The organism is Burkholderia sp. FERM BP-3421 (assembly GCF_028657905.1).
GTDB lineage: Bacteria > Pseudomonadota > Gammaproteobacteria > Burkholderiales > Burkholderiaceae > Burkholderia.
In genome coordinates this window covers 1,357,484-1,380,076 of the sequence record NZ_CP117781.1, presented here as the reverse complement: position 1 = coordinate 1,380,076, position 22,593 = coordinate 1,357,484, and the positions used below count along the sequence as shown (strand labels likewise).

Annotated in this window: 15 protein-coding genes and 2 pseudogenes; 5 read left to right on the top strand and 12 right to left on the bottom strand. The window is 64.7% G+C overall.

Going from position 1 to position 22,593, the window contains the following annotated elements:
* Positions 1 to 697: 697 nt before the first annotated feature.
* The 7 genes and pseudogenes from Bsp3421_RS09055 to Bsp3421_RS09025 all read right to left on the bottom strand — a co-directional run bounded on the left by Bsp3421_RS09055 (position 698) and on the right by Bsp3421_RS09025 (position 8,935).
* A complete protein-coding gene (locus Bsp3421_RS09055) occupies positions 698 to 1,048 on the bottom strand; it encodes a hypothetical protein (RefSeq protein ID WP_273998117.1) in 351 nt (116 codons plus the stop codon).
* 123 nt (positions 1,049 to 1,171) lie between these two features.
* Positions 1,172 to 1,624, bottom strand: a complete 453-nt coding sequence (locus Bsp3421_RS09050) for a hypothetical protein (protein ID WP_273998116.1) — start codon at positions 1,622 to 1,624, stop codon at positions 1,172 to 1,174.
* A 16-nt stretch (positions 1,625 to 1,640) separates the two neighbouring features.
* Positions 1,641 to 3,140, bottom strand: coding sequence for a T6SS phospholipase effector Tle1-like catalytic domain-containing protein (locus tag Bsp3421_RS09045; protein ID WP_273998115.1), 1,500 nt, complete (start codon positions 3,138 to 3,140; stop codon positions 1,641 to 1,643).
* On the bottom strand, positions 3,140 to 3,490 hold the full coding sequence (locus Bsp3421_RS09040) for a hypothetical protein (protein ID WP_273998114.1): 351 nt from the start codon (positions 3,488 to 3,490) through the stop codon (positions 3,140 to 3,142). The genes Bsp3421_RS09045 and Bsp3421_RS09040 overlap by 1 nt, the downstream gene beginning before the upstream one ends.
* 123 nt (positions 3,491 to 3,613) lie before the next feature.
* Positions 3,614 to 4,453: pseudogene (locus Bsp3421_RS09035) on the bottom strand (DUF4123 domain-containing protein); the annotation flags it as partial.
* 242 nt (positions 4,454 to 4,695) lie between these two features.
* A pseudogene (locus Bsp3421_RS09030) lies at positions 4,696 to 7,255 on the bottom strand (type VI secretion system Vgr family protein).
* A 537-nt stretch (positions 7,256 to 7,792) separates the two neighbouring features.
* Positions 7,793 to 8,935 carry a porin gene (locus tag Bsp3421_RS09025; RefSeq protein WP_273998112.1) on the bottom strand — a complete coding sequence of 381 codons (1,143 nt, stop codon included), beginning with the start codon at positions 8,933 to 8,935 and terminating at the stop codon, positions 7,793 to 7,795.
* Positions 8,936 to 9,240: 305 nt separating this feature from the next.
* On the opposite strand from Bsp3421_RS09025, the gene Bsp3421_RS09020 reads away from it, so the two are divergent.
* The gene (locus tag Bsp3421_RS09020; RefSeq protein WP_273998111.1) at positions 9,241 to 9,531 is read left to right on the top strand and encodes a DUF4148 domain-containing protein; all 291 of its coding nucleotides are present in this window, start codon (positions 9,241 to 9,243) and stop codon (positions 9,529 to 9,531) included.
* 255 nt (positions 9,532 to 9,786) lie between these two features.
* Here Bsp3421_RS09020 and Bsp3421_RS09015 read toward each other — a convergent pair whose 3' ends face one another.
* Positions 9,787 to 10,791, bottom strand: a complete 1,005-nt coding sequence (locus Bsp3421_RS09015) for a LysR family transcriptional regulator (RefSeq protein WP_273998109.1) — start codon at positions 10,789 to 10,791, stop codon at positions 9,787 to 9,789.
* 203 nt (positions 10,792 to 10,994) lie between these two features.
* Between Bsp3421_RS09015 and Bsp3421_RS09010 the strand changes: the two genes are divergently transcribed.
* Both Bsp3421_RS09010 and Bsp3421_RS09005 read left to right on the top strand, forming a co-directional pair.
* Positions 10,995 to 13,196 (top strand): FUSC family protein, encoded by a 2,202-nt coding sequence (locus tag Bsp3421_RS09010; RefSeq protein WP_273998107.1) that lies wholly within the window; start codon positions 10,995 to 10,997, stop codon positions 13,194 to 13,196.
* Between the two features lie 103 nt (positions 13,197 to 13,299).
* Positions 13,300 to 13,518, top strand: a complete 219-nt coding sequence (locus Bsp3421_RS09005) for a hypothetical protein (protein WP_273998105.1) — start codon at positions 13,300 to 13,302, stop codon at positions 13,516 to 13,518.
* Between the two features lie 140 nt (positions 13,519 to 13,658).
* Here Bsp3421_RS09005 and Bsp3421_RS09000 read toward each other — a convergent pair whose 3' ends face one another.
* The 3 genes from Bsp3421_RS09000 to Bsp3421_RS08990 form a co-directional block, all read right to left on the bottom strand.
* Complete coding sequence (locus Bsp3421_RS09000; protein ID WP_273998104.1) at positions 13,659 to 15,560, bottom strand: Xaa-Pro dipeptidyl-peptidase; 1,902 nt, start codon at positions 15,558 to 15,560, stop codon at positions 13,659 to 13,661.
* A 36-nt stretch (positions 15,561 to 15,596) separates the two neighbouring features.
* Positions 15,597 to 15,992, bottom strand: coding sequence for an EF-hand domain-containing protein (locus Bsp3421_RS08995; RefSeq protein WP_443111485.1), 396 nt, complete (start codon positions 15,990 to 15,992; stop codon positions 15,597 to 15,599).
* Between the two features lie 61 nt (positions 15,993 to 16,053).
* On the bottom strand, positions 16,054 to 17,658 hold the full coding sequence (locus Bsp3421_RS08990) for a S10 family peptidase (RefSeq protein ID WP_273998102.1): 1,605 nt from the start codon (positions 17,656 to 17,658) through the stop codon (positions 16,054 to 16,056).
* Positions 17,659 to 18,705: 1,047 nt separating this feature from the next.
* On the opposite strand from Bsp3421_RS08990, the gene Bsp3421_RS08985 reads away from it, so the two are divergent.
* Entirely contained in the window at positions 18,706 to 20,850 is a 2,145-nt protein-coding gene (locus tag Bsp3421_RS08985) for a phosphocholine-specific phospholipase C (protein WP_273998100.1), read from the top strand.
* A gap of 11 nt (positions 20,851 to 20,861) precedes the next feature.
* Positions 20,862 to 21,473 (top strand): phospholipase C accessory protein PlcR, encoded by a 612-nt coding sequence (plcR, locus tag Bsp3421_RS08980; RefSeq protein WP_273998099.1) that lies wholly within the window; start codon positions 20,862 to 20,864, stop codon positions 21,471 to 21,473.
* A gap of 5 nt (positions 21,474 to 21,478) precedes the next feature.
* On the opposite strand, the gene Bsp3421_RS08975 is transcribed toward plcR, so the two are convergent.
* On the bottom strand, positions 21,479 to 22,576 hold the full coding sequence (locus Bsp3421_RS08975; RefSeq protein ID WP_273998098.1) for a DmpA family aminopeptidase: 1,098 nt from the start codon (positions 22,574 to 22,576) through the stop codon (positions 21,479 to 21,481).
* Positions 22,577 to 22,593: the final 17 nt, after the last annotated feature.

Genomic DNA, 22,593 nt, shown 5'->3' with positions numbered 1-22,593 from the left:
CATTGCTCTTGGCATTCAGGAGCCACGGGCAGACCACGCTCGGGTGGGCGACGGTTACCGGTACGCGTCCTTTCTCCCGTCAGCGTCGACACCTCCAACACAATGCGGACGCTATTGATCTACGACGAATGTCCCGCTCTTGCAGCGATATTTGTGCGCGAGCAGCGCCGGGCTGGTGTGGTTCAACCAGTGGACCTGGAAACCATCGCCGTCATCCGTCCACGTGATCGCGAGATAGAGCTACTTGCTCAAGGCGACATCGATGCACGACTCGTAGCTCCGGCGGAACGGTAAGCGTCAACTGCTTGACATGCCGTGCATTCGCGATGATCACGAACGCCTTCGGTCTCGCACTCAGTTGAACATACTGTGGTGCCGGCGTATGTGCGACAGAGACGGCGCTGACAGATCCGGCAATCGTCACACGAACCGCCGCCTTGATTGTTCCCCATGTGGCCTGCATGGCGGATAGATACTCTTTGACGGATCGTTCATTGCGGCATCAAACGATCTTGCGACATTGCTCCATCGTCGCCCGACTACATCTCATTGCGATTATTTTCCGTACCGGCAAAGAAAAAGGCGAGGTGCGCGACATCGGAACAGTTTTGCGTGGCAGTTGGTGGTGATTTCGGTACATCGCATGTCGCAGCCGATATGATTTGCATCAGCGACGAAGGCTGGGGAAGCGAACTCATTATTTTTTCCCCTCTGGCTCCGGCCGCTCGTCAACGAATTCTTTCGATGCTTCGGCGAAAGCGGTTTCGTCGGGATACACATGAAAAGTGAGAACCTTGGAGTCGCTGGGCAACTCCTGCAAGATCGCAATCGCATGAACTCTCTCACCTAGCCTCGGCATACCTTCCGAGCCGCCGAGGGAGTATTCGATCGTTATTGGACCCGGCTTGACCTTGATGCAGCAGACTGTGGAGCCACCCGCACCGCCAGGGTGATAGGCCATATAGGCACCACCGGCGTATTGGCCATTCACGGCGACGTCATAGATCGCACGAGGCCAGTAGTTATAGATCGAGACGTCAAGATTCATGGTTTTCTCCGAGCAAGCCGTAAGCGGTAGAAGACACATCAGGCCGATGAGCAAGCGGCAAGTCATTCGATGTACTACGATTCCAGGTCTCGTTTTCATTTCATCAATTCAGTAAATCGACCATCAATGACCAGCATCGACCGTCGGAATATCGTGCGGAAAGTGCTTCATGAGATCGTCGAAGGTCAAGGTCTTGCTCGTGACCTGCTCCAGCAGAACGGCAACTCGCGGTAGTAGATCAAATCCATCTCCGTACGCAAGCACAACGCTGCAATAGTTGACGAGGTCGCCCGTTCCTTCAAGTCCATACTTTCGCGCATTGAGTATCTGCGAGCGCACAAATGCGTACTGTGCCAGTTCAGGTATGCGAAGCAGCAGCCCCATAAAATTGAGCCTGATGTAGTGCAAGATGCTGTCTGGCGCGCCGGTTTCAACCAGTTCATCAACCTGATGTTGGTCGAGAATCAGCGGCGGCAAGATGTCCGATCGGGCGTCCGATGCGGAGCCCCCTTCTACGATATCGGTGAACCAAGCGCAGGCGGATATTTTACGAGTGCGGCTCTGCTGATCGATCAAATCAGATCAGGTCAGGTCACGACGATCTTTGCTCGAAGACGCCACGTGGGCGGAAGTAGCTGAATGGTTCGACGTTCGCGATGAAATCAACCTTGGAATTGTGAACGTAGTGCGCAAAAAAGTTGACGACACTATCAGGCGCATTCGTCACCCAGGCATCGAGGCGCCACTGCTCGGGTTTAAACGTATAGAAAAAAACGCGCTCTGCGGCACTTCCGCGATTCGTCACGACAACATCACGCCGCGTCTTTAGCGCTTCGGCATAGGCAGGCGCCTCCAGATCGATCGTCCCCCACATGACATGCTTGACGGAGCTGCTTTTGAACGAGACTTGGCCCGCGAGCGGTTGCCCTTTGCGCGAGAGCGTTCCGTTGGCTTCATAGTATGACTTCATGTGGCACCTCATGTCGGCTTCGACGGAGGTTCCCGGTGGGCGCGCGGCGCTCATGTAGGCTTGATAGTTCTTCTGCGTCTCGGGCTTGACAGTGAATCGATCTGTGATAGGTGCGAGGGTACGTTTGATATCCGCCTGCGACAATAAGCGAACACCTGCCTTGAGTGCTTCCTCATGCATATCAGTCATGGGGATCCGTGCATAATTTCCATCGAGGTTCTGTTCGTTGGGCCCGTATCCACCACCGATATCGGAATGCACACCGGGATAAACCTTCTCTGTCCAACCCGCTTTGTATTTTCCATCCTCGCGAATCAAGTCCACTGGGAACGAGTAACGAAGCTCATTGGCGGCGACAAAATGAACGCAACGTTCGACACAAGCAGGGATCCGGAGATCACGTTGCTGCAAAGGCAGCGTGATGTTATGCGCAGGCATCCCGAAAGAAGCAACCGTGTCGAACACGCCTAGGAACGTGAAACGAACGGGGAAACCACTTAACGTCAGTACACCATCTCCCCGCTTCTTGCACTGTCCGAAGAGCATGTTCACGAATGCTCGAGAGAGGGCCGCTCCGCGAGAAAAACCTATCACGGATATGTTGATGACCTTGATAAGGCGATGTGCTCCGATCGCCTTATTCAAGTCGTTCAGGCTCGCATCCGTGTTCTTCTCCACATATTGCCTGACCTCACCACCCATTTTTTTGGCGTTGTTGACCACGGCTTGACGCAGCGCTTGATTCATGCGCTCTTCGCCATCAAGCAACCGACGATCACCTCCAGCCCCAAATGCACCACCGAGTGCATGGTCTTCAAGCCACACATCGGGTTTATCAACCCACGATACCTCGCCACTGAAGGGCGTGCCGACGCCGCTGATGTAGAAGCTGTAAATTCCTTTGCCGGGAGCATTTATTGCGGCATCAAACAATCGAGCAACATTGCTCCATCGTTGTTCCATCGAATCTATGTTCCGATTGTTTCCCGTACCATCAAAAAAGAAGGTCAAGTGGATGACATCGGAACAGCCTTGCTTCTCTGTCGGTGGTGCTTTCGGAACATCTCGCGTCGCAGCCGAAATAATTTGCATCAGCGACGGAGGCTGGGGAAGCGAACTCATTATTTTCTAGCCCCTGGCTCCGGTCGCTCGTCAACATATTCCTTCGACGCTTCAGCAAAAGCTGTTTCGTTGGGGTATACATGCACAGTGAGGACCTTTGAGTTTCCTGGCAACTCGCGCAACTCTGCAGTTGCGTGAATCCTTTCACCCAATCTCGGAGCACCTTCCGGGCCGCCTAGTGAATATTCAATGGAAATTGGGCCTTGCTTGACCTTCACGCAGCAGACAATTTTTCCTCCGGCATTACCGGGCTCATATGCCATGAATGCACCACCTGCGTATTGACTATTGACTGCAACGTCATAGATCGCACGAGGCCAATAGTTATAGATCGAGACGTCAAGATTCATGGTTTTCTCCGAGCAAGCCGTAAGCGGCAGCAGATACATCAGGCCGACAAGCAAGCGGCAAGCCATTCTATGTACTGCGATTCCAGGTCTCGTTTTCATTTCATCAATTCAGTAAATCGACCATCAATGACCAGCATCGACTGTCGGAATATCGTGCGGAAAGTGCTTCATGAGATCGTCGAAGGTCAAGGTCTTGCTCGTGACCTGCTCCAGCAGAACGGCAACTCGCGGTAGCAGATCAAATGCCTCTCCGTATGCAAGCGCAACGCAGCAATAGTTGACGAGGTCGCCCGTTCCTTCAAGTCCATACTTTCGCGCATTGAGTATCTGCGAGCGCACAAATGCGTACTGCGCCGGTTCAGGTATGCGAAGCAGCAGCCCCGGCATATTGAGCCAGATGTAGTGCAAGATACTGTCTGGCACGCCGGCTTCAACCAGTTCATCAACCTGATGTTGGTCGAGGATCAGCGGCGGCAAGATGTCCGATCGGGTGTCCGATGCGGAGCACTCCTTCCAGTCGATGCTCCGAAGGCAACCGGCTCGATCCCAGTACCACCATTCGAGAACGGGAGCCAGGAAGGCTTGCTTCTGCTCGATCTTCAACACTGGACCGCGAATGTGCTGCGTATCGTCTTCCCTCGCACCATTCAGCACTGCGAGTATAGCGGGGTCCCAGAATGCGAGCGCCATAGTCGTCCCGTCGGGCAGCACAACGTCGACAAATGAACTCAAATGCCTGGCAATCGTCTCCAGGGACATGAAGGTAATGAGAAAGGTTGCACACGGAACACTCGGCGCGTGCTGCTCCAGCCATTCGCCCATACGACGATCATTCTCTTCATCAACCGATATCACGTGCGGTGCAACTGCCGTCACATCGACTGGACCATCAAGCAGACATATCGCTCTCGCTGAATCGAATTGCAGTGCTGCCGGTAAGGTTCTATCTTGAGCCGGGTCAGCAAGCACATATATATATGCGTGTCTCGACCGGGCCGCCTCGAATACGGTCACTGCGCCCATCTCGTCAAGACCTTTTCTTATCGACGAACACCGCTCGCGTATCCGCATGTTTCCGCAAACCTTCCTCACATGCAGGCTGTAGCGCTTGCCGACGTACCTTCTCCGGCGCCGGGATGACGACCGCGTAGGTATGAAAATTTGGTGCAACATCACGCTCAAGTGCTGCTGGGACGAAATACACGTCACACTCCCTTTGTAATAAGCGCAGCGCGAGACGCTGCACGCTTCAACAGACACTCGACACAAATGGATTGAGGGAGGCCGGGAAGCGGATACGGCAGGCTTGCCGGCCCCTCGAATGCGTGTGTCGCGCCCTTGATGTCGATCTTGCCCGGCGCGTGGATCTCGATGTTGCCGCCCGCGATGCGCACGTACGCGCCGCCCGAGGTCAGCAGCACCTCCTTCGGCGAGGCCACCTCGATCGTCTCCGTCGCCGACAGGATCTTCACCGTCTTCTGCGCCGTCAGCTCGATGTTGTCCGAGTGCGCCTGGATCTCCACCTTGCCCTTGCCCGCGAACAGCTTCATCCCCGCGTTCTGCGCGAACAGGCTCAGCTTCTCCGTCACGCTCGCGATCAGCGACTTCCCCGCCGCCACGTGCGTGCTCTTCCCGCTCACCACGTTGATGTGCTGGTCCGCGCTGATCTGCGTGCTCTGCTGCGTCGACAGCCCGATCCCCGCCGGGCTCCCGAACAGCATCGCCGGCTCCTTGAACGCCGCCGCCGAGCCCGTCCCCGCCGCCCGCCGTGCGCCCGCCCGTCGCGCCGCCCGGCTTCGTGTCGCGCGTCACGTCGGTCAGCGCGCCCAGCGCCGCGCGCCCTTCGCTCAAACTCTCCGCGTGATGAGTCGCGCTCGCGTTAGACAGCGCGTCGAGCAGCTGCTGCGCGTTGCCCAGCTGGCGATGCGTGTCGCTCGCGTCGAACGGCTGGCTCGCCGCCGATTTCGGATAGGTCGTCACATACAGGCCGCCGCCCGCGCGCACCGCGCCGTAGGCGTCCGTGCGCAGGTCGAAGCCCTGCCCGAGGAACGGCCCGCGCGCATTCCCGTCCTGCTGGATCAGGTAGCCCAGATGCAGGTGCGTATTACCCTGGCTGCTGAACAACTGCGCGCGGTTCTGGCCCGTCGCATCGTCGAACACCATCTGGTTGTAGCCGCTGCCCGCGTATTCCTTCGTGCGGTAGCCCGACAGGATCCCGTTCGAATGCCACTGCGGCTTCACCGCCCCGTTGTAAACCCGCGCGGTAATCAGCGGCCGATCGCAGTCGCCGCCCACGTAGTCGACGATCACCTCCTCGCCCACCCGCAGCGGATGCACCGCGCCGTAGCCCGCGCCGCTGTCCGAGAACGCCGCGCGCAGCCAGCACGACGCGCGCTCGTCGCCCGCGTTCAGGCGGTCCCACACGAACTGCACCTTGTGACGGTTCAGGTCGTCGGTATACACCTCCTCGCCCTTCGGCCCCACCACGATCGCCGTCTCCAGGTGCATCTCGGGCTTCGCATGCTCGAACGCGCTGCGGTACGGCACCGACGCGCGCTGCGCCTCGATCTCGACGTGGTAGAACCCTTGCGCGCCATCGCCCGCGTGCGGCACGCTCGCCGCGGCGGATGCGCCCGTCGCGCGCGCCTCGGCGATCACACCCGCGAGGCTGTGCGGGAAGTTCGTCTCCCCGCCGCCGAGCGGCAGGTTGTTCTCGATCACGCGCGTGATCCCGATGATCACGAACTCGCGCTGCTCGGCCGCGTCGCGGTCGTGCTCCGGATGCCCGGCGAGATGGAAACGGCGGCCCGCGTCCGCGCCGCGCACGCCGCCCGCGCCGTGGAAACGCTTCGCGCGCGATTCCCATTCTTCGAGCCGGATCGCCGACAGCCGGTCGCCGTTCGTCTGCGGGCCGTAGGTGTACGCACCCGTGTATTCGTAGACCTCGGTCTGCCCCGGCAGCTCGCCCTGGTTCGCCTTGGTCGGCAGCGACGTGCCCTTCGGGTTGTGCGGCGTCGACGGCTGCTTGTAGTCGAACGTGCGCGACGCGAACGACGTGCTTTGCAGCGTGCGCGAGCCGGCCCACTGCGTGAGCGCGTCGCGCTCGCTGCCGAGATCGGCGCGGTGGAAGCGGATCGTGTCCGGCGTCATCGCATCGAGCGACTGCGGCGTGTCGGTGATGACGAACGTATGCGACTTGCCGTCGTCGGCGTGGCGCCAGAAGCCGTACAGGCCCTCCGCTTCGAGCAGGCGGTGCACGAAGTTCCAGTCGGTTTCGCTTTGGCGGCAGTAGGAGCGCGACGGCAGCGGCTTCGACAGCGCGAACTGGAAGTGCCCCCGGGCCTGGGGGTGTTCGTTGAAGACGTCGGCAATGATCGCGTCGGCGGGACGGTCCTGCCAGATGCGCTCGTCGCGCCGGAAACGCAGGAAGTGCAGCCACGACGCGAACACCAGCTGATAGCTCGTCAGGCCGCCGTCCGCGCCCAGGCGTCGGGCGGTGTGCACGTAGCCGTTGAACGGGCGATACGATTTGTCGGCCTGCTGCAGCCATGCGGTGACGGGCTGCGCGATCAGCTTCTTCAGTTCGACGTCGGCCGCCCCGGACACGACATCGAGGGTCCAGCTGAAATCACGACCGAGTGCCGAGACCGCCAACGCGCGCCTGGGAACGAACGTGTTCGCTGGCAGCGGTGTGTCCAGCCGCAACAACCGGTCTTGTTGAAGCAGTCCGGTTCTTATGCTTTCTCTAAGCCGATACTCGTCCATGAAGTCGTGCCCGCTCTTTTTGCATGCCTCTAGTCGACCATGCGCCCAAGACTCTCAAAATATATATTTTTCAAACCGAATATTGCCGACGGATTATATGCCAAGCCTCCCGGAATCTGTAAATCAGAACAAGAAAGAATAATTAACAATTATCTGTCGACTGCAGGGAAGATCATCGGAGCGATGTACGCTCGGCCTCAGAGGTGATGGGCTGCGTATGTGTAGGCGAGACATGCACCACGTCGCTCGGTGTCGCAGTCAATATTTCCTTGCTTCATCTGCATAACCGTCGCGGACAGCCTATCTCATAAAAGGATGCACGCGATTCAGTATCGATTTGCCGCAGAAGCATCAAACACCCCAGCGCCTGAATCCCTCACATCCTGCTTCGCTGGAGCCTATTCACACTATCTGAGGGCGGGGCGAATTCATCGATCGGCTCCTGCGACGCGAACGGAAGTTCATTCGCCGCAGCGCCCGCCCGAGCGTCAATCGACACATATCGAACCCGTCCCCGCCGGATCGCCCGCCGGATGCTCAGAAGCGCGTGCGCAGCCCCGCCGCGACGACCACCTGATTCGCGCTCGACGACGCGCCGCCCGCCGTGTTCATGAACGCGACGTAGTTGCGCCCCACCGCGTGCTGGTACATCCCTTCGAGATAGACGTCGGTGCGCACCGACAGCTTGTACACGGCCTGCAGGTCGACCTGATGCCATTTCGGGTCCGCGCCGTAGCGGGTCGTGTCGTCGACATGGCCGTCGGTGTAGGTATAGGCCGCGCCGAGGCTCAGCGCGGGCGTCACGTTGTACTTACCGTTCAGCTCGTAGTTGTCGAAGCTGAGCGTGCCGCCCGAGGAGCCGAACGAGGTCGAGTTCTCGAATTCGCTGCGCGTGAACACGAAGCCGACCGTGGCCGGCCCGAACGCGTAATTGACGCCGCCGCCGAACGCGCGCTGGCGATCCGCGCCAACCGTGAAGCCACCCTTGCCGTTCGCGCCCGATTCCGCGATGTCGACTGCGCCCGGGCTGCTCGAATTCGTGCCTTTCGAGCCGTTGATCTGCAGGTAGCCCGCCGCCGCGTTCAGCGGCCCGCGCGTGTAGCTCGCGCCGACGCTGTAGACACGGTTGGCCGCGAAGTCGATGTTGTTCGAGAACGCATACAGCGCGCCGAACTTGAATCCGCCGTAGGTATGGCTCGTGTACTTCACCGCATTGCTGATGCGCAGCGAATGATTCAGGTTGTCGTTGTCGAACGGATGCGCGAAGCTCGCGTCGCCGAAGGTGCCCGCCGTCGCGGACAGCGGCGCGACGAAATCGACGAGCGAATCGTATTGACGGCCGAGCGTGACGGTCCCGAGCGTGCGATCCGCGAGCCCGACATAGGCGAACCGGCCGAACAGCTTGCCGTCCTGGCCGAGCTTGCCGTTCTGGCTGTTGAAGCCGTTCTCGAGCACGAACAGCGCGCTCAGGCCGCCGCCGAGGTCCTCGGTGCCGCGCACGCCGAAGCGGTTGCCGTTCACCGCGCCGCTCGTCGCCTGCAACAGGCCGCCGCCCGCGACGTTGTTCGTATACATGACGCCCGCATCGATCAGGCCGTACAGCGTGACCGAGCTTTGCGCCTGCGCGGCCGTCGCCGCCACCACCCCCGCGGTTGCCATCGCAAACCGGATTTTCTTCACAACCAGACTCCTTATTGATTTGAAACCACTCACGAAACGGCATGAGTGTAGAAACTCGCGCGCGTCCGATCATCCGCCCTCGTTGGAGAACAGCTTTGACGCGCGCGGAACGAACCGTCATCGGACTGTCATGAATTCACGTCGTCCGTCTGATCGATTCGCAATCCTTCTGACTTGAATGTTGTGCGATCTGGAAGGCTGCTTGCCCCGATTCACGGTTTTTTCACGCATCGCCGCGCCGTAAACTGCCTGCATCGGTTCGGCCTCCCGGCCATGAACCACCCGGAATCCACCTGGAGATCATCGTGAAATCGCTCGTTACCGCCGCCGCCGTCGTCATGCTCGCCGCACCGGCCCTCTCGTTCGCGCAGGCGCCGCATGGACAGCTCACCCGCGCGCAGGTCGTGCAGGAACTGGTCGATCTGGAATCGGTGGGCTACCAGCCGTCGCGCGGCAACGAGTCGACCTACCCGGACGACATCCAGGCCGCTCAACTCCGCCTCGCGGAAAAGCGCCTCGCGGCGCGCAAGGCCAGCGATACCGCCTACGGCCCGGCTGCCGCAGGTGCGACGCAGGCCGGCGTGCGCGCGCAGTAAGCGCGCGAGAAGCGGCGGGCGCAACGGCCCGCCGCCACGGCGGCGGCGTGAGCGACGCCGCCGTGGCAGATCCGCTTCGCGGGTTTCGCTTCGCGCGGTTCAACGACGAACACCAGAACCGTCTCATCGACCTTCGGCGTCACGCTGTCGGCGCGCCCCGTCGGCGACGCATTTTCTTGTTTCGAACCGGTCGAGGCGTTTTCTATCGCGCCGCCCCGCGAATACGCCGCGACGCGGCGCGCATCCGCCCGGACCTCAATGATTCAGCGCCGGCCCCGCGCGCACCGCCGCACCGGCCGGCCTATCCCCCGTGAACAGATACGACGCATCGCGCCCGAGCGCAGCCAGCACCGCCTCGTCGCGCGCGATCATCTCGGGAATCCGCTCGCGCAGGCATTCGACCCAGGTGCGCACCTTCGCATCGATATAGCGGCGCGACGGATACAGCGCGTAGACGTTCATCTTCTGCAATGTATGTTCGGGCAGCACCCGCACCAGCGCGCCGCTGCGCAGGTCGTCGATCGCGGCATAGAGCGGCAGCATGCCGATTCCGATCCCGCCGCGAATGGCGACCGCGAGCGATTCCGCCGTGTTGGTCTGCACCGGGCCGCTGACGCGGATGCTCTCGACGCCGTCCGGGCCGTCCAGCTGCCATTCGTGCGTCGGGAACGCGGGAGTCTGCAAGGTCAGGCAGTCGAAGGCCGCGAGTTCCGCCGGGCAATGCGGCGCGCCGTGCGCCCGCACGTAGTCGGGCGACGCGCACAGGATGCTGAAGGTCGAGCCTAGCTGATGCGACACGAGTTCGGAATCGGGCAGCGACGACGCGGTCACCACGGCCACGTCGCTGCTGCCGTCGAACATGTCCGGCGTACGCTGCGACAGCGTCACCTCGATCGATACGTCCGGATGCCGGGTCCGGTAGGTGGTCAGCGCCGGCAGGACATAGTGCTGCCCGACGCTCGCGAAGCTGTACATCCGCAGGAGGCCCGCCGGCCGTTCGTGCGCGCAGCTCGCCTCTTCCTCGGCGCGATCGACGTCCGCGAGGATCTGCCGACAGCGCCGCAGGTAGTTTTCACCGGCCGGCGTCAACGCGAGGCGTCGGGTCGAGCGGTTCATCAGGCGCGTGCGCAGACGGGCCTCGAGTTCCGACACGGCGCGCGACATCGCGCCCGTGGTCGCGTTCAACGACTGCGCGGCGGCGGTGAAACTGCCCGCCTCCACCACACGGGCGAATACCCGCATGTTCTGTAGCGTATCCATTCTCGTTCGAGCGGTTCTGAAGAAGCGATATTGTCCTCCAGCCATCCCCCCGCATTGTTACCGCCACAGAAACTGAGGTTTCCCCGCCATTGCGTTAATGCGGGCGCGCGAGGCTCCTACAATCGGCGCCTTTCCGGTCCCACTGGCGTCGTCGCGCAGGCCGGAGCCGTCGATCCGCGCTTGCCAGCAGCCCTATCCCCATCATGAAGCACCTGCCTGCGTCAGCACGAACCTTCGTCGATCCGCGCCGATGGAGGCCTTGGCGGCATCGCGTCGGCCAGCTCGGCCGGCAATGGGCGACCCGCGACGGTCTCGTCTGGCTGCATCTCGGCAAGACAGTCGGCGCGGCGCTGTTGGCGATGGGCATCGCGATGCGGTGCGACCTGTCGCAGCCGCGCATCGCGATGACCACCGTGTTCGTCCTGATGCAGCCGATGAGCGGCATGGTGTTCGCGAAGAGCTTCTACCGCGTGATCGGCACGGGCGTCGGGCTGGTCGCCGCGCTGGTGCTGGGCGGCCTGTTCGCGCAACAGCCGGAGCTGTACATGGCGGGCATCACGCTGTGGGTCGGCGGCTGCATCGCGGCCGCGGTGCGCAACCGCCATTTCCGCTGGTACGGCTATGTGCTCGCCGGCTATACCGCCGCGCTGATCGGGATCCCGGCCGTGATGACGCCGAATGCCCTGTTCCTGTCCGCGCTGACCCGCGCGGCCGAGGTGGCGGTCGGGATCTTCTGCTCGGGCGCCGTCAGCGCGCTGGTGTTTCCGCTCAGTTCCAGCAAGGCGCTGATGCGCTCGCTCGATGCACGGCACGCCGGCTTCGTCGACTTCGCGGCGCTCACGCTCTCGGGCCGCCTCGAGCGCGGCGTATTCGAGCGGCGCTTCGCCGATTTCGTCGACGGCATCGTCGGCTTCGAGGCCACGCGCGCCTTCGCCTCGTTCGAAGACCCGCGGGTCCGCGCGCGCAGCCGCCGGCTCGCGCGGCTCAACAGCGAATTCATGCACGCGAGCACCCGCCTGCATGCGTTCCACCAGCTGCTCAAGCGGCTCCGTGGCGGCCAGTCGGACAACGTGATGCGCGCGATCGCGCCGCACGTCGACACGCTCGCGTCCCTGCTCGCGGCGCTGCGCGCCGAACTCGAGCGCGGCCCGGCCAAGCCGACCGGCGCATGGCTCGATCTCAGCGCGTTCCTCGCGATGCTGCCGCGCCGCGCGCGCGAATCGCGCCGAGCGATCGAGGCGACGGGCGAGGCGGCCGGCGTGCTCGACTTCGACACCGCGATCGAGCTGCTGTACCGCTTCGTCGACGAATTCCTCGGCTATACCGAGACCTATGCGTCGCTCGCGCAGGACAGCCACGTGCTCGAACAGTCGGTGACGCGCTACACGGTCAAGACCAACGCCTACTTCGTCGGCTTCACGTTCCTGCGCACCGTCGTCGCGCTCGGCGCGATGAGCGCGTTCTGGATCGCCTCCGAGTGGCCGAGCGGCGGGCTCGCGGTGGTCGGCGCGGCGATCGCGTGCGCGCTCAGCTCGACCGCGCCGCGCGCGCCGCGCTTCGTCGCGCAGATGGCGGCCGGCGCGGCGCTCGCGACGCTCACGGGCTACCTGTTCGTGTGCCACGTGTACCCGAACATCGACGGCTTTCCGCTGCTGTGCGCCACCCTCGCGCCGGTGCTCGCGTTCGGCGCGTGGCTCGCGACGCGGCCGGGCCGATCCGGCTACGGCATCGGCTTCGCGGTGTTTTTCTGCCTGCTCGCGGGGCCGGACAACGTGATCGTCTACGCGCCGGACGTGCTCGTGAACAACGGACTCGCGCTCGTGGCGTCGATGCTCGCGGCGGCGCTGGTGTTCGCGGTCGTGTTCCCGATCGAGATGCCCTGGCTGATCGGCAAGATCCAGCACGACCTGCGCCGCCAGGTGTCGCTGGCCTGCGACGGCCCGCTGCCGTCGCTGAACCCGCGCTTCCAGTCGAGCGCGCACGAGCTGATGTCGCATCTGCGCAGCCTGCTGCTGAAGCGCTCGAAGCAGCATCGCGACGCGCTGCGCTGGCTGCTCGCCACGCTGGAGATCGGCCACGCCGTGATCGACCTGCGTCACGAGCTGGACGCGTTCGGCGCGACCAAGCCGCGCCAGGCGCAGCGCTGGATCGCCTCGATCGATCGGGTTCGACGCCGCCTGCCGCAGCTGTTCGAGCGGCCCGACGCGGCCCATCTCGCGCGCGCCTGCGGCGCCGTCGACGCGGCGCTGCGCTCGGTCCAGCGCGCGCAGCCCGAGTGGTGCGGCATTCCCGAGGAGCGCCGCCGGATGCAGCGCATCGTGAGCCAGCTGCACTTCATTCGCAGCGCGCTGCTCGACCGCGACGCGCCGTTCCGGCGTCGCGCCCGATCGCGCGCCGATCGTTGAGCGGATTGGAAAGATGCTCCCCGGGCGCGGTGATTAATCCGGACACCTTGGCGTCATATAGTGCGTGTGCCGCCAAGCCCGACGGCGCCACCCAGGAGAAGCAATGAAATCGCCGTACCTCGCCCTCGTCGCCCTGTCGCTGTCCGCCGCCGCCACCGCCGCGTGCGCGCAGGCGACCGCCACGGGGACGACCGTCCAGCCGACGCCGCACGCGCAGTCCGCCCAGACGACCGAGCGCGCGCCCGTCGAGCGCACCCGCCGCAGCGATGCGAACGAATGCGTCGGCCCCGCCAGCTTCTGCAACATCTACTTCGGCAGTTGAGTCGCGCCCGGTCGAGACGCATGAGCGCCGGCCCGGCGAATCGTGTTCCGGATCCCTGCGCTCCGCCGTCAAATCACGGCTGCCGCTGAACGCGCGGCGGCCGACCTCGGGCCGGCCGCCGCCTCGCGCAAGCGCCCCGCTCAACCGGCCCGCATCACCGCCTTCACGCGCGCCTTCGGCACGACCGGCATGTCGAGCACGCTTTGCGTCAGATCGAGCGTGACCCGCGACGTGCCCTGGTAACCCTCAAGCGTCAGCTTCAGCTTGCTGCCCGGCAGAACCGTGAAGTCGCGCGGCATCATCTCCAGCGCGAAATCGTACGGCGTGCCCGCCACGATCGGCTGCGCGGCGTCGAGCCCCTTGTAGAAGCGCGGATTGGCCCAGCCGTACGTGACGTCGCGCCCGTCGACCGACAACGTCGCCTTCACGTTCGTCACCGCCGGTGCGAAGCGGCCGCGCAGCGCGACCCGGATCGCCCCTGCATAGCGCGTCGCATTGGCCAGTGCGCGCGTCTCGTAGCGCACCGCCGAGCCCTTGCTGAAATCGACCGCCGGCGGTTGCGCGCCGTCCGTCGCATCCGGCGTCAGCAGCCCGCCCGCCACGCCGTCGCCGTGCAGGTAGTACGACGTGCGCGTGGTCTTCGGCCACGCATCCTCCTTGATGAACAGCTCGCCCGTCGGAATGCAGTCGCGCGGGCTGTGGCCGGAATGGCAGTGACCGACCAGCGTGTCGCTGCTGTCGTTCTGCCCCGGGTTCGGCCCCGAGCCGGCCGGGAGATCGCCCGCGGGCGTCTCGCGCACATAGGTCGGCTGCTGCTCGACGCCGTTGTTCACGCCGTACAGATAACGCGCGTACCACATCAGGATCTGCTTCTGCCATTCCTTCTGCCACGCGGGATCGTCATGGTCGCGGCTGTGCAGCCACAGCTGCACCGGCTTGCCGGCGCGGTACAGCGCGTCGTACAGCCGCGTCGCGTTGCGCGTCTTCACGTTGTTGTCCGCCTGCCCCTGCGCGATCAGCGTCGCGGCCTTGATCCGGTCGACCAGCGAAACCGTGTTGCGCGCCTTCCAGAACGCGTTGTAGGCGTAGGTGGCGTCGTCGGAATCGGTCACGGCCTTCACGCGCGCCGGCTCGCAGATCGCCGCGCGCGCCTGCGACTGCTCCATCTGCATGTAGTCGCCGAGCGTGACGGTGTCGTCGATGTCGGCGATCACGCCGTCGTAGCGGAAGTAGTCGTAGCCGCTGCTGATGCCCTCCACCGGCACGATCGCCTCCAGCCCCGGCACGCCGGTCGCGGCCACCATCGTCGGCAGCGTGCCGCCGTACGAGACGCCCTCCATCGCGACGTGCCCGGTCGACCACGCGGCGCTGACCTTCCGCCCCTGCTCGTCGAAGCCGGGCGCGGACGGATCCTGGGTCAGCCAGCGCACCGCGCTCGCCATCGCGTCGCGCTCGACCTGGTCCATCACCGACCAGCAGCCGTCCGACTCGTTGGTGCCGATCGAATCCGCATAGACGATCGTGAAGCCCATGCGCAGGTACTCGGCCTCGCCGAGGAACGGCGCGCGCGCCTTCGTCACGTAGGTCGGATCCGCGTAGTAGACCGACGGGCGCACGATCACCGGGGTCTTCAGCCCTTCGGCCACCTCCGCCGGCTGCACGATGCGCAGCGCGATGCGATCCGGCTTGCCGTCGCGATCGGTGTCGAACGGGGTTTGTACCATCACCTTGAAGCGCGTCGGCGCGCGCATCGACAGCCACGGCAGGATCATGCCGTTGTCGACCGTGGGGCCGTCGTGGCCCGGATACAGCGTATCGAGCTTCGGGTACGGCAGGCCGGTCGGCGAGGCCGCGAACTGCGCGCCGACCTCCGCGACCGGCGTCGGCGGCTGGAACGGCGCAGGCGCGGGCGTGACGGTGACGGTCGACGGCTGGGCCGCCGCGCTCACGACAGGCGGCGCGCCGCCGTCATCGCCGCCGCAGGCGGCGAGCAGCGCGGCCGCCGCGAGCGCGGCCGCGCATCCGAGGTATTTCATTTGCATCGGGAAGTCTCCTGGAAAGTATCGAGCGAATCCGGCTCAGCGATTCTGTGTCGCGCGCTGGGCGTCCATGTAGCGCGTGACGTCGTTGAACGACACGCGACCCGAACCGCTCGCGTCGATCTGGCGGAAATGATTCGCGACATAGCCGAGCCCGGCCGCGCGCGCCTGCGCCTGGGTCAGCGTGCCGTTGCGCTGCGCGGCGTCGTTGAATTGCGCCTGCAGCTTGCGCGCGACCTGGGCGTGCAGCGCGTCGCCGCGCGTCTCGGTGCCGACGGCCGGCTGGCGCGCGGCGGGCGGCACGTACGGGTCGCCGAGCTGCGCCTGTTGCGCGCGGCTCGCCGCGTCGTCGTCCTGCTGCGCATGCGCGGGCTGCCACGCGATCACGCATGCCGCGAGCGCGGCGCTCCCTGCAAGCATCGATGCCATCTTCATGGTGCGGCTCCTGGTTGGAAGACACGCGCCGCCCGCCCGGGGCGGCGCGAACGCGGCGCGCTCAGTACGCGGCCGGCGTGCGGTTGTAGAAGGACACGAGATCGGTCTTTTCCTCGGGGCGCGACGTATCGTCGAGATACACCATGTGGCCGCCCTGGTAGGTGCGGATCGTCAGGTTCGGCTGCGCGCCGAGCCGCCCCAGATCGCGTTCGGTCTGGTGGAACGGCGTCGCGAAATCGTGATAGCCGTTCAGCGACAGAACCTTCAGCGCGGGATTCAGCGTCAGCGCGGCGGCCAGGTCCGGCACCGTGTCGGGGAGGCTCAGGCCGTCATGCCGCCAGTTCCAGGTGCCGATCGTCTCGCTGTTGCTCATGCCGTACGCGTTCGTCGCCGTGTACTTGAGCACGTTCGGCAGGTAGGTCGCGATCGTGTCGGTGAACGGCTTCGTGATGTACGTGCTCGACGGATCGCCGCCGTTCAACGGGCTGTTGACGGGCACGTTCACGCGCGCGTCGTAGCGGCCGATCGCCGTGCCCGACAACAGGTTCGCGCGATACGTGCCCGGCGCGAGGTTCACGTAGCGCTGCCACAGCGCGGTGGTCGCGCCGGTTGCGCTCGACAGCGCGGCGATCAGGTCCGGCGCGGGCTTCGCGCCCGTGCGCAGATAAGCCTGCACGGCGGGCTCGAACTGGTCGTCGGCCAGCGTGCGCATCTGGGCCGCGTACTGCACGGTGTCGGCCGGATTCGGCTTGTCGAGCTTGTAGTAGGCGCCGACCAGCCCGTAGCTCGGCACGAAGCCGCCGCAGCTCTCGCTGCGCGCCATGTCGCAATTGCTGTTGTAGTTGAGGATCGATGACTGCAGCACGACGCCCGCGAGCTTCACGCCCGCGACTTCGAGCAGGTTCGCGAGCACATCCGTGCGCGGCGTGCCGTACGATTCGCCGAACAGGTATTTCGGCGAATCGCCGCGTTGATTCACTGCGACATAACGGATCACGAAATCGCGGAAGGCTTGCCCGTCCTTGTCGACGCCCCAGAACGTCTTGTTCGTGTTCGGTGCGATCGCCTGCGAATAGCCGGTGCCGATCGCATCGACGAACACCAGGTCGGTGGTGTCGAGCAGCGTGTCCTGGTTGTCGACGAGCGGGAACGGCGCGGGCGTGTTCGCGTTCGGCATGCCGGTTTGCAGCCGCTTCGGGCCGAACGAACCGAGATGCAGCCAGACCGTCGGCGAGCCCGGACCGCCGTTGTAGAAGAACGTGACCGGGCGCGTGCCCGGCTTCTGGCCGTCGAGGGTGTAGGCGACGTAGAAGAACGAGGCCTCCGCCTTGCCGGTGCCCGGTTCGCTCGCGGTCAGGTGGCCCGCCGTCGCCGTATAGGCGAGCGTCTTGCCGTTCAGCGCGATCTGGTGATGCGTGACCGCCGCCCTCTCCACCGCCGCGGCCGCCGACAGCGACCCGCTGCCGCTCAGGGTGTAGGTGTTGGGGTCGCGATAAGGTGCGTCCGCCACCTGTGCGCTCGCGCCGGTGCCGGCCGAGGCATCCACGGCCACCACGCCGGACGTGCTCGGCCCCATGCCGATACTCGAATCGTCTCCCCCGCATGCGGTCAGCCACAGCGCCGCGCATACGGCCACCCATCCTGTCCGGATCCGTATCAATGCCATATCGCCCACCCGATTATTAATGGTTGATAAATAATTATTACCAAAAATTACCGGGTCACTTTAAGCGATGATCGCCACACAATCCAGCGTAAAAAAATATTATTCATTCCGCACCGCACCTTGTTTAGCTTGTTTAAATGAACAAGCGGAACATTATCGACAAGCAGCGCCGATTCGGCTGATGGAGCGGAGATACGACATTTCACGATGACGAGAGGGAAGCAGGCCGGCATCGTTCCGACAGGCTTGGCCGGGCGCGCAAAGGTCCGAAGACCTCATCGACGCCGACATTTAATTGCCTGAAATTAAAATAATGAATCGGACCATTTCTATTATAGAATCACGCCGATCCGGAAATTATCCCTCGCGGCTTTCTCAAGCCCGGGCCATTAGATAGATTTTCGATGCTTTTTTTCGATATGGAGGGCGCCCCGATTCGAATAAACCATTGGATGACGGCGCGCCCGCAGAGGTTGACCAGGTTATGCCGCGTGCGGGATTTTCCTGCGACCGCATGGTGCGGGACGCTCATCTGGTTCATCGCCCATGTCGACGCGGCTCGCATCATGCGAAAAGCATTGCACGACACCGCACCTCGAAATCGAATCGTCCCGACCTCGCCGATCGGCCAGTCCTTAGCATTCCAAGGCAAATAAATCACACTCCTGGAGTGAATCGTTTAATCGATTAAATCAATACCTGCTTCATCGCGCGGTCACATCCCATGCCTATAAATGCAGGACTTTTCACGGCCTCCGCGGCAGCGCCTCGGCGCTGCGAAGCACGAAAAATAGCCCGGCATCCATTCACCAATCCACCCACCGGCCGATTCATTGCCCGCATGAATTTTTCAATGTCGCTCAACGACCAATTGGCGTCGCCATTGGAAAATTTTCCGATCGCGCCGGCTCCTAGGATCAGTTTCGCCGGCTCCGGCTCGCGCCGCCGGCCGCACCCGCCTGGTTCCAGCCCCGCCCTCGCGCGACGCGGCGAACGTCGCCGAGGCAAGCGACCCACGTCCTACCCCGACTCTCAGGAGCGAACCCGATGCCCCGTCTCGACCGACGTACCTTCCTGACCCGCGCGGCCCAGGCGAGCGGCGCCGCCGCGCTCGCGGCCGCGCTGCCGGACAGCATCCGTCGCGCGCTCGCGATCGAACCCGCGCGCGTCACCGGTACGCTGCAGGACGTGCAGCACATCGTCGTGCTGATGCAGGAAAACCGCTCGTTCGACCATTACTTCGGCAGCTTCCCCGGCGTGCGCGGCTTCAACGACCCGCGCGCCGTGAAGCGTTCCGACGGCAAAGCGATCTGGTATCAGAACTACAAGGGCTGGGACTACGTGCCCTGGCACCTCGATACGTCGAAGACCTGGGCGCAGTGGATGACCTCCGAGTACCACGACTGGGAGCCGTTCCATTCGGTGTGGAACGAAGGCCGCAACGATCGGTGGATGGCGGTGCAATGGCCGGAGGCGATGGGTCATTTCAAACGCACGGACCTGCCGTACTACTACCCGCTCGCACAAGCCTTCACGATCTGCGACGCCTATCACCAGTCGATGATGGGGCCGACCAACCCGAACCGGCTTTACCTGATGACCGGCACCGCCTCGCCGAAGGCCGACGGCAGTCAGGTCGCGACCAGCAACGTCATGGGCGACCGCAAGGCATCGGTGTCCTGGACCACGTTCCCCGAGCGCCTGCAGCAGGCAGGCATCAAATGGCGGATCTACCAGGAGGGCGGCGTCGGCTCCTACCACGACGCCTGGAACTTCGTGTCGAACCGCTATTGGATCGACAACACCAACAATTTCGATTGCAACGCGCTCGCGTGGTTCTCGCAATTCAAGGCGGCCGACAAGAACTCGCCGCTGTACCAGCGCGGCATGACGGCGCGCGGCATCGCCGCGCTGCGCGACGACGTGCTCGCCGACCAGTTGCCGCAAGTCTCGTGGATCGTGCCGTCATTCTCGTCGTCGGAGCATCCGTGGTGGGGGCCGTCGTTCGGCGAGGATTTCGTGTCGCGCATCCTCGATGCGCTGACGTCCAATCCCGACGTCTGGGCCAAGACCGTCTTCCTGCTGTGCTACGACGAAGGCGACGGTTTCTACGATCACGTGACCGCGCCCGTGCCGCCGTGGAAGCCGGGCAAGGGCCTGTCGACCGTCAGCGTGGCGGGCGAGATCGAGCAGCAGTCCGGGCTGCCGATCGGGCTCGGTACGCGCGTGCCGCTGCTCGCGATCTCGCCCTGGTCGAAGGGCGGCTGGACCTGCTCCGAGGTGTTTGACCATACCTCGGTGATCCGCTTCATCGAGCAGCGCTTCATCGATGCGCAGCCGCTCGTCTACGAATCCAACATCACGCCGTGGCGGCGCGCGGTGTGCGGCGACCTGACCTCCGCATTCGATTTCGCCGGCACCGCCGACCGCGACGTGCCCGCGGCGCTGCTGAATCTCACCGCGACCAAGGCGCAACTCGAAAACGCCTACTGGGTGCAGTACTACCTGTCGAAGCCCCGCTATCCGTCCGACTATCCGGCACAGGATGCGCCGCTGCCGTTCCAGGAGCCCGGCCAGCGCAAGCTGCGGCCGGTGCCCTACGAACTGTTCGCGGAAGCGGCGCTCGATACGCGCGCGGGCACCTTCAATCTCACCCTGTCGAACAACGGCCGCGCGATCCCCGGCAACACACGCGGGGTTTCGGCGGCGGTGTTCCAGGTCGACAACGCGCTCGGCGTCGACGGCCCGCGCTTCTACACCGTCCAGAGCGGCCGCGTGCTCAGCGACGCCTGGGCGTCCGCGCGCGACGCCCAGGGGCGCTACGACTTCGCGGTGTACGGGCCGAACGGCTTCCATCGCGGCTTTCGCGGCACGCTCCAAGGCGGTGGCGCAACCCTGACGGTCAGCGCGGACTACCTGGCCGACGGCAACCTCGTGGTGCGCGTGCGCAATGCGGGCGCGACGGCCCGCACCGTGACGCTCGCCGATAACGGCTACGGCGCGGCCCCCCGTTCGGGCGTCGTCGCGGCCGGCGCGAGCGTCGAATTGACCTGCGACCTGTCCGGCAGCGGCGGCTGGTACGACTTCAGCGTGACGACCGACGCCGAGGCGGGCTATCTGCGCGCGCTCGCGGGCCATGTCGAAACCGGGCTCGCCAGCGTCACCGATCCCCAGTTCATCCGGACCCGCTGAAGGAGCACGCGATGAACAAGCCTCAATTGATATGGAGCGCGGCCGCCGTGGTGCTGGCCTGCACCGTGATCTCGGGTGTGCTGTTCAGCACCGACGCGCCGCCGCACGGCGCCGCGACGGCCGCCGACGCGCTGCCGCCCGCCGCCCGCCTTCCCGACAGGAAACCCCATGTCCGACACCCCGCCCACCCCACCCGCAGACTTCCGCGCGCGGAGGCCTACGCGAACCAGCGCGATACGCTCGACGCCGCCGCCCGGCAGACCCGTGCGCGGCATCTGATCGACGCACTGCAACGCAACGCGGAGGCGGGCCGGATCGATCCGCATGGGGCGTCCGGGATGGCCGATCTGCTGCTGGACGATGCCGAGCCGGACCCGGCGCAGCGCGCGGTGCGCCGGGACGCGCTGCGCGCGCACCTGCGCGACCTCGCGATGCCGGCGCGCTCGGCCTCGCCGGCCCGCGAGCGGCAGGACCAGATCTACGCGGTGGAGAGCCGCAAGATCATCGACGAGGTCACCGCATCGATCCCCGACCGCGACCAGCAGCGGCCGGTGCTCGAACAACGGCTCGGCGAACTGCGCACGCGCATCTACGGCCGCGACGCGGCGGATACGCCACGCTGACGCGCCTAACCGCGCCAACCCAGCGCGCGCAGCGTCGCGACGAGGCGCGCGCCGCCGAGCGCCTCGACACGCGCGCCGCGTGCGTCGAGGTCGGTCGCCGCGACCAGCACGTTGACGATCGCCTCCTCGACCGCCTCCGCGGCCGCGACGAACAGCGCGGACATATGGTCGTTGTTGACCATCCGGATCGCCGTCGTCGGCTCGCCGACGTGATCGTAGTTCGCGGCGGGCAGCCCGCGATTACCGGTTGCGAACGCAACGAAGAGATCACCGCTCGAATTCTCGGTCCCGCCGCCGACCCGCGACAGCCCGACGCTCGCGCGCTGAGCGAGCCGCGTGCACTGGTGCGGCAGCAGGGGCGCGTCGGTGGCGAGCGTCACCACGATCGAACCCATGCCGGGTTCGCCGACCGGCTCCGGCGCGCGGAACGGAGAATGCACATCGGCGAGCGCCGCGCCCACCGCATAGCCGTCCACCCGCAAGGCATCGCGCCGCCCGTAGTTCGCCTGCACCAGCGCGCCGACGGTCCAGCCGCCCTCGCCCGCGTCGAGCACGCGCGACGCCGTGCCGATGCCGCCCTTGAATTCATGGCAGATCATTCCCGCACCGCCGCCGACGCAACCTTCCTCGACCGGCCCCGAGCACGCGGCGGCCAGCGCGCGCTGCGCATGCGCGGCGCTCACGTGTTGCCCCCAGATGTCGTTGAGCAGGCCGTCGAAGGTCTCCAGCACAACGGGCATGCACCAGTACAGGCGGCCGTTGCGATGTTCGCGCTCGGCCGCGATCAGCGCATCGCGCACGACCCCGACGCTGTGCGTGTTCGTATAGGCGATCGGCGTCGTCAGCAGGCCGGCCTCGCGGATCCATTCGAGGCCGGTCGCGTCGCCGTTGCCGTTCAGCACGTGCACGCCGGCAAAACATGGATCGTCGTGTGCGCGGCCCGCGCGCGGCTCGATCACGGTCACGCCGGTATGGACCGACGCGTCGCCGGCCTCGACGTCGAGCGTGTGATGGCCGACCCGCACGCCGGCGACGTCGGTGATGGCGTTGAAGCGGCCCGGCGTGCCGCGACCGATGCGGATTCCCAGATCCCGTGTGCGCATACTCGATTCCTCGTGGT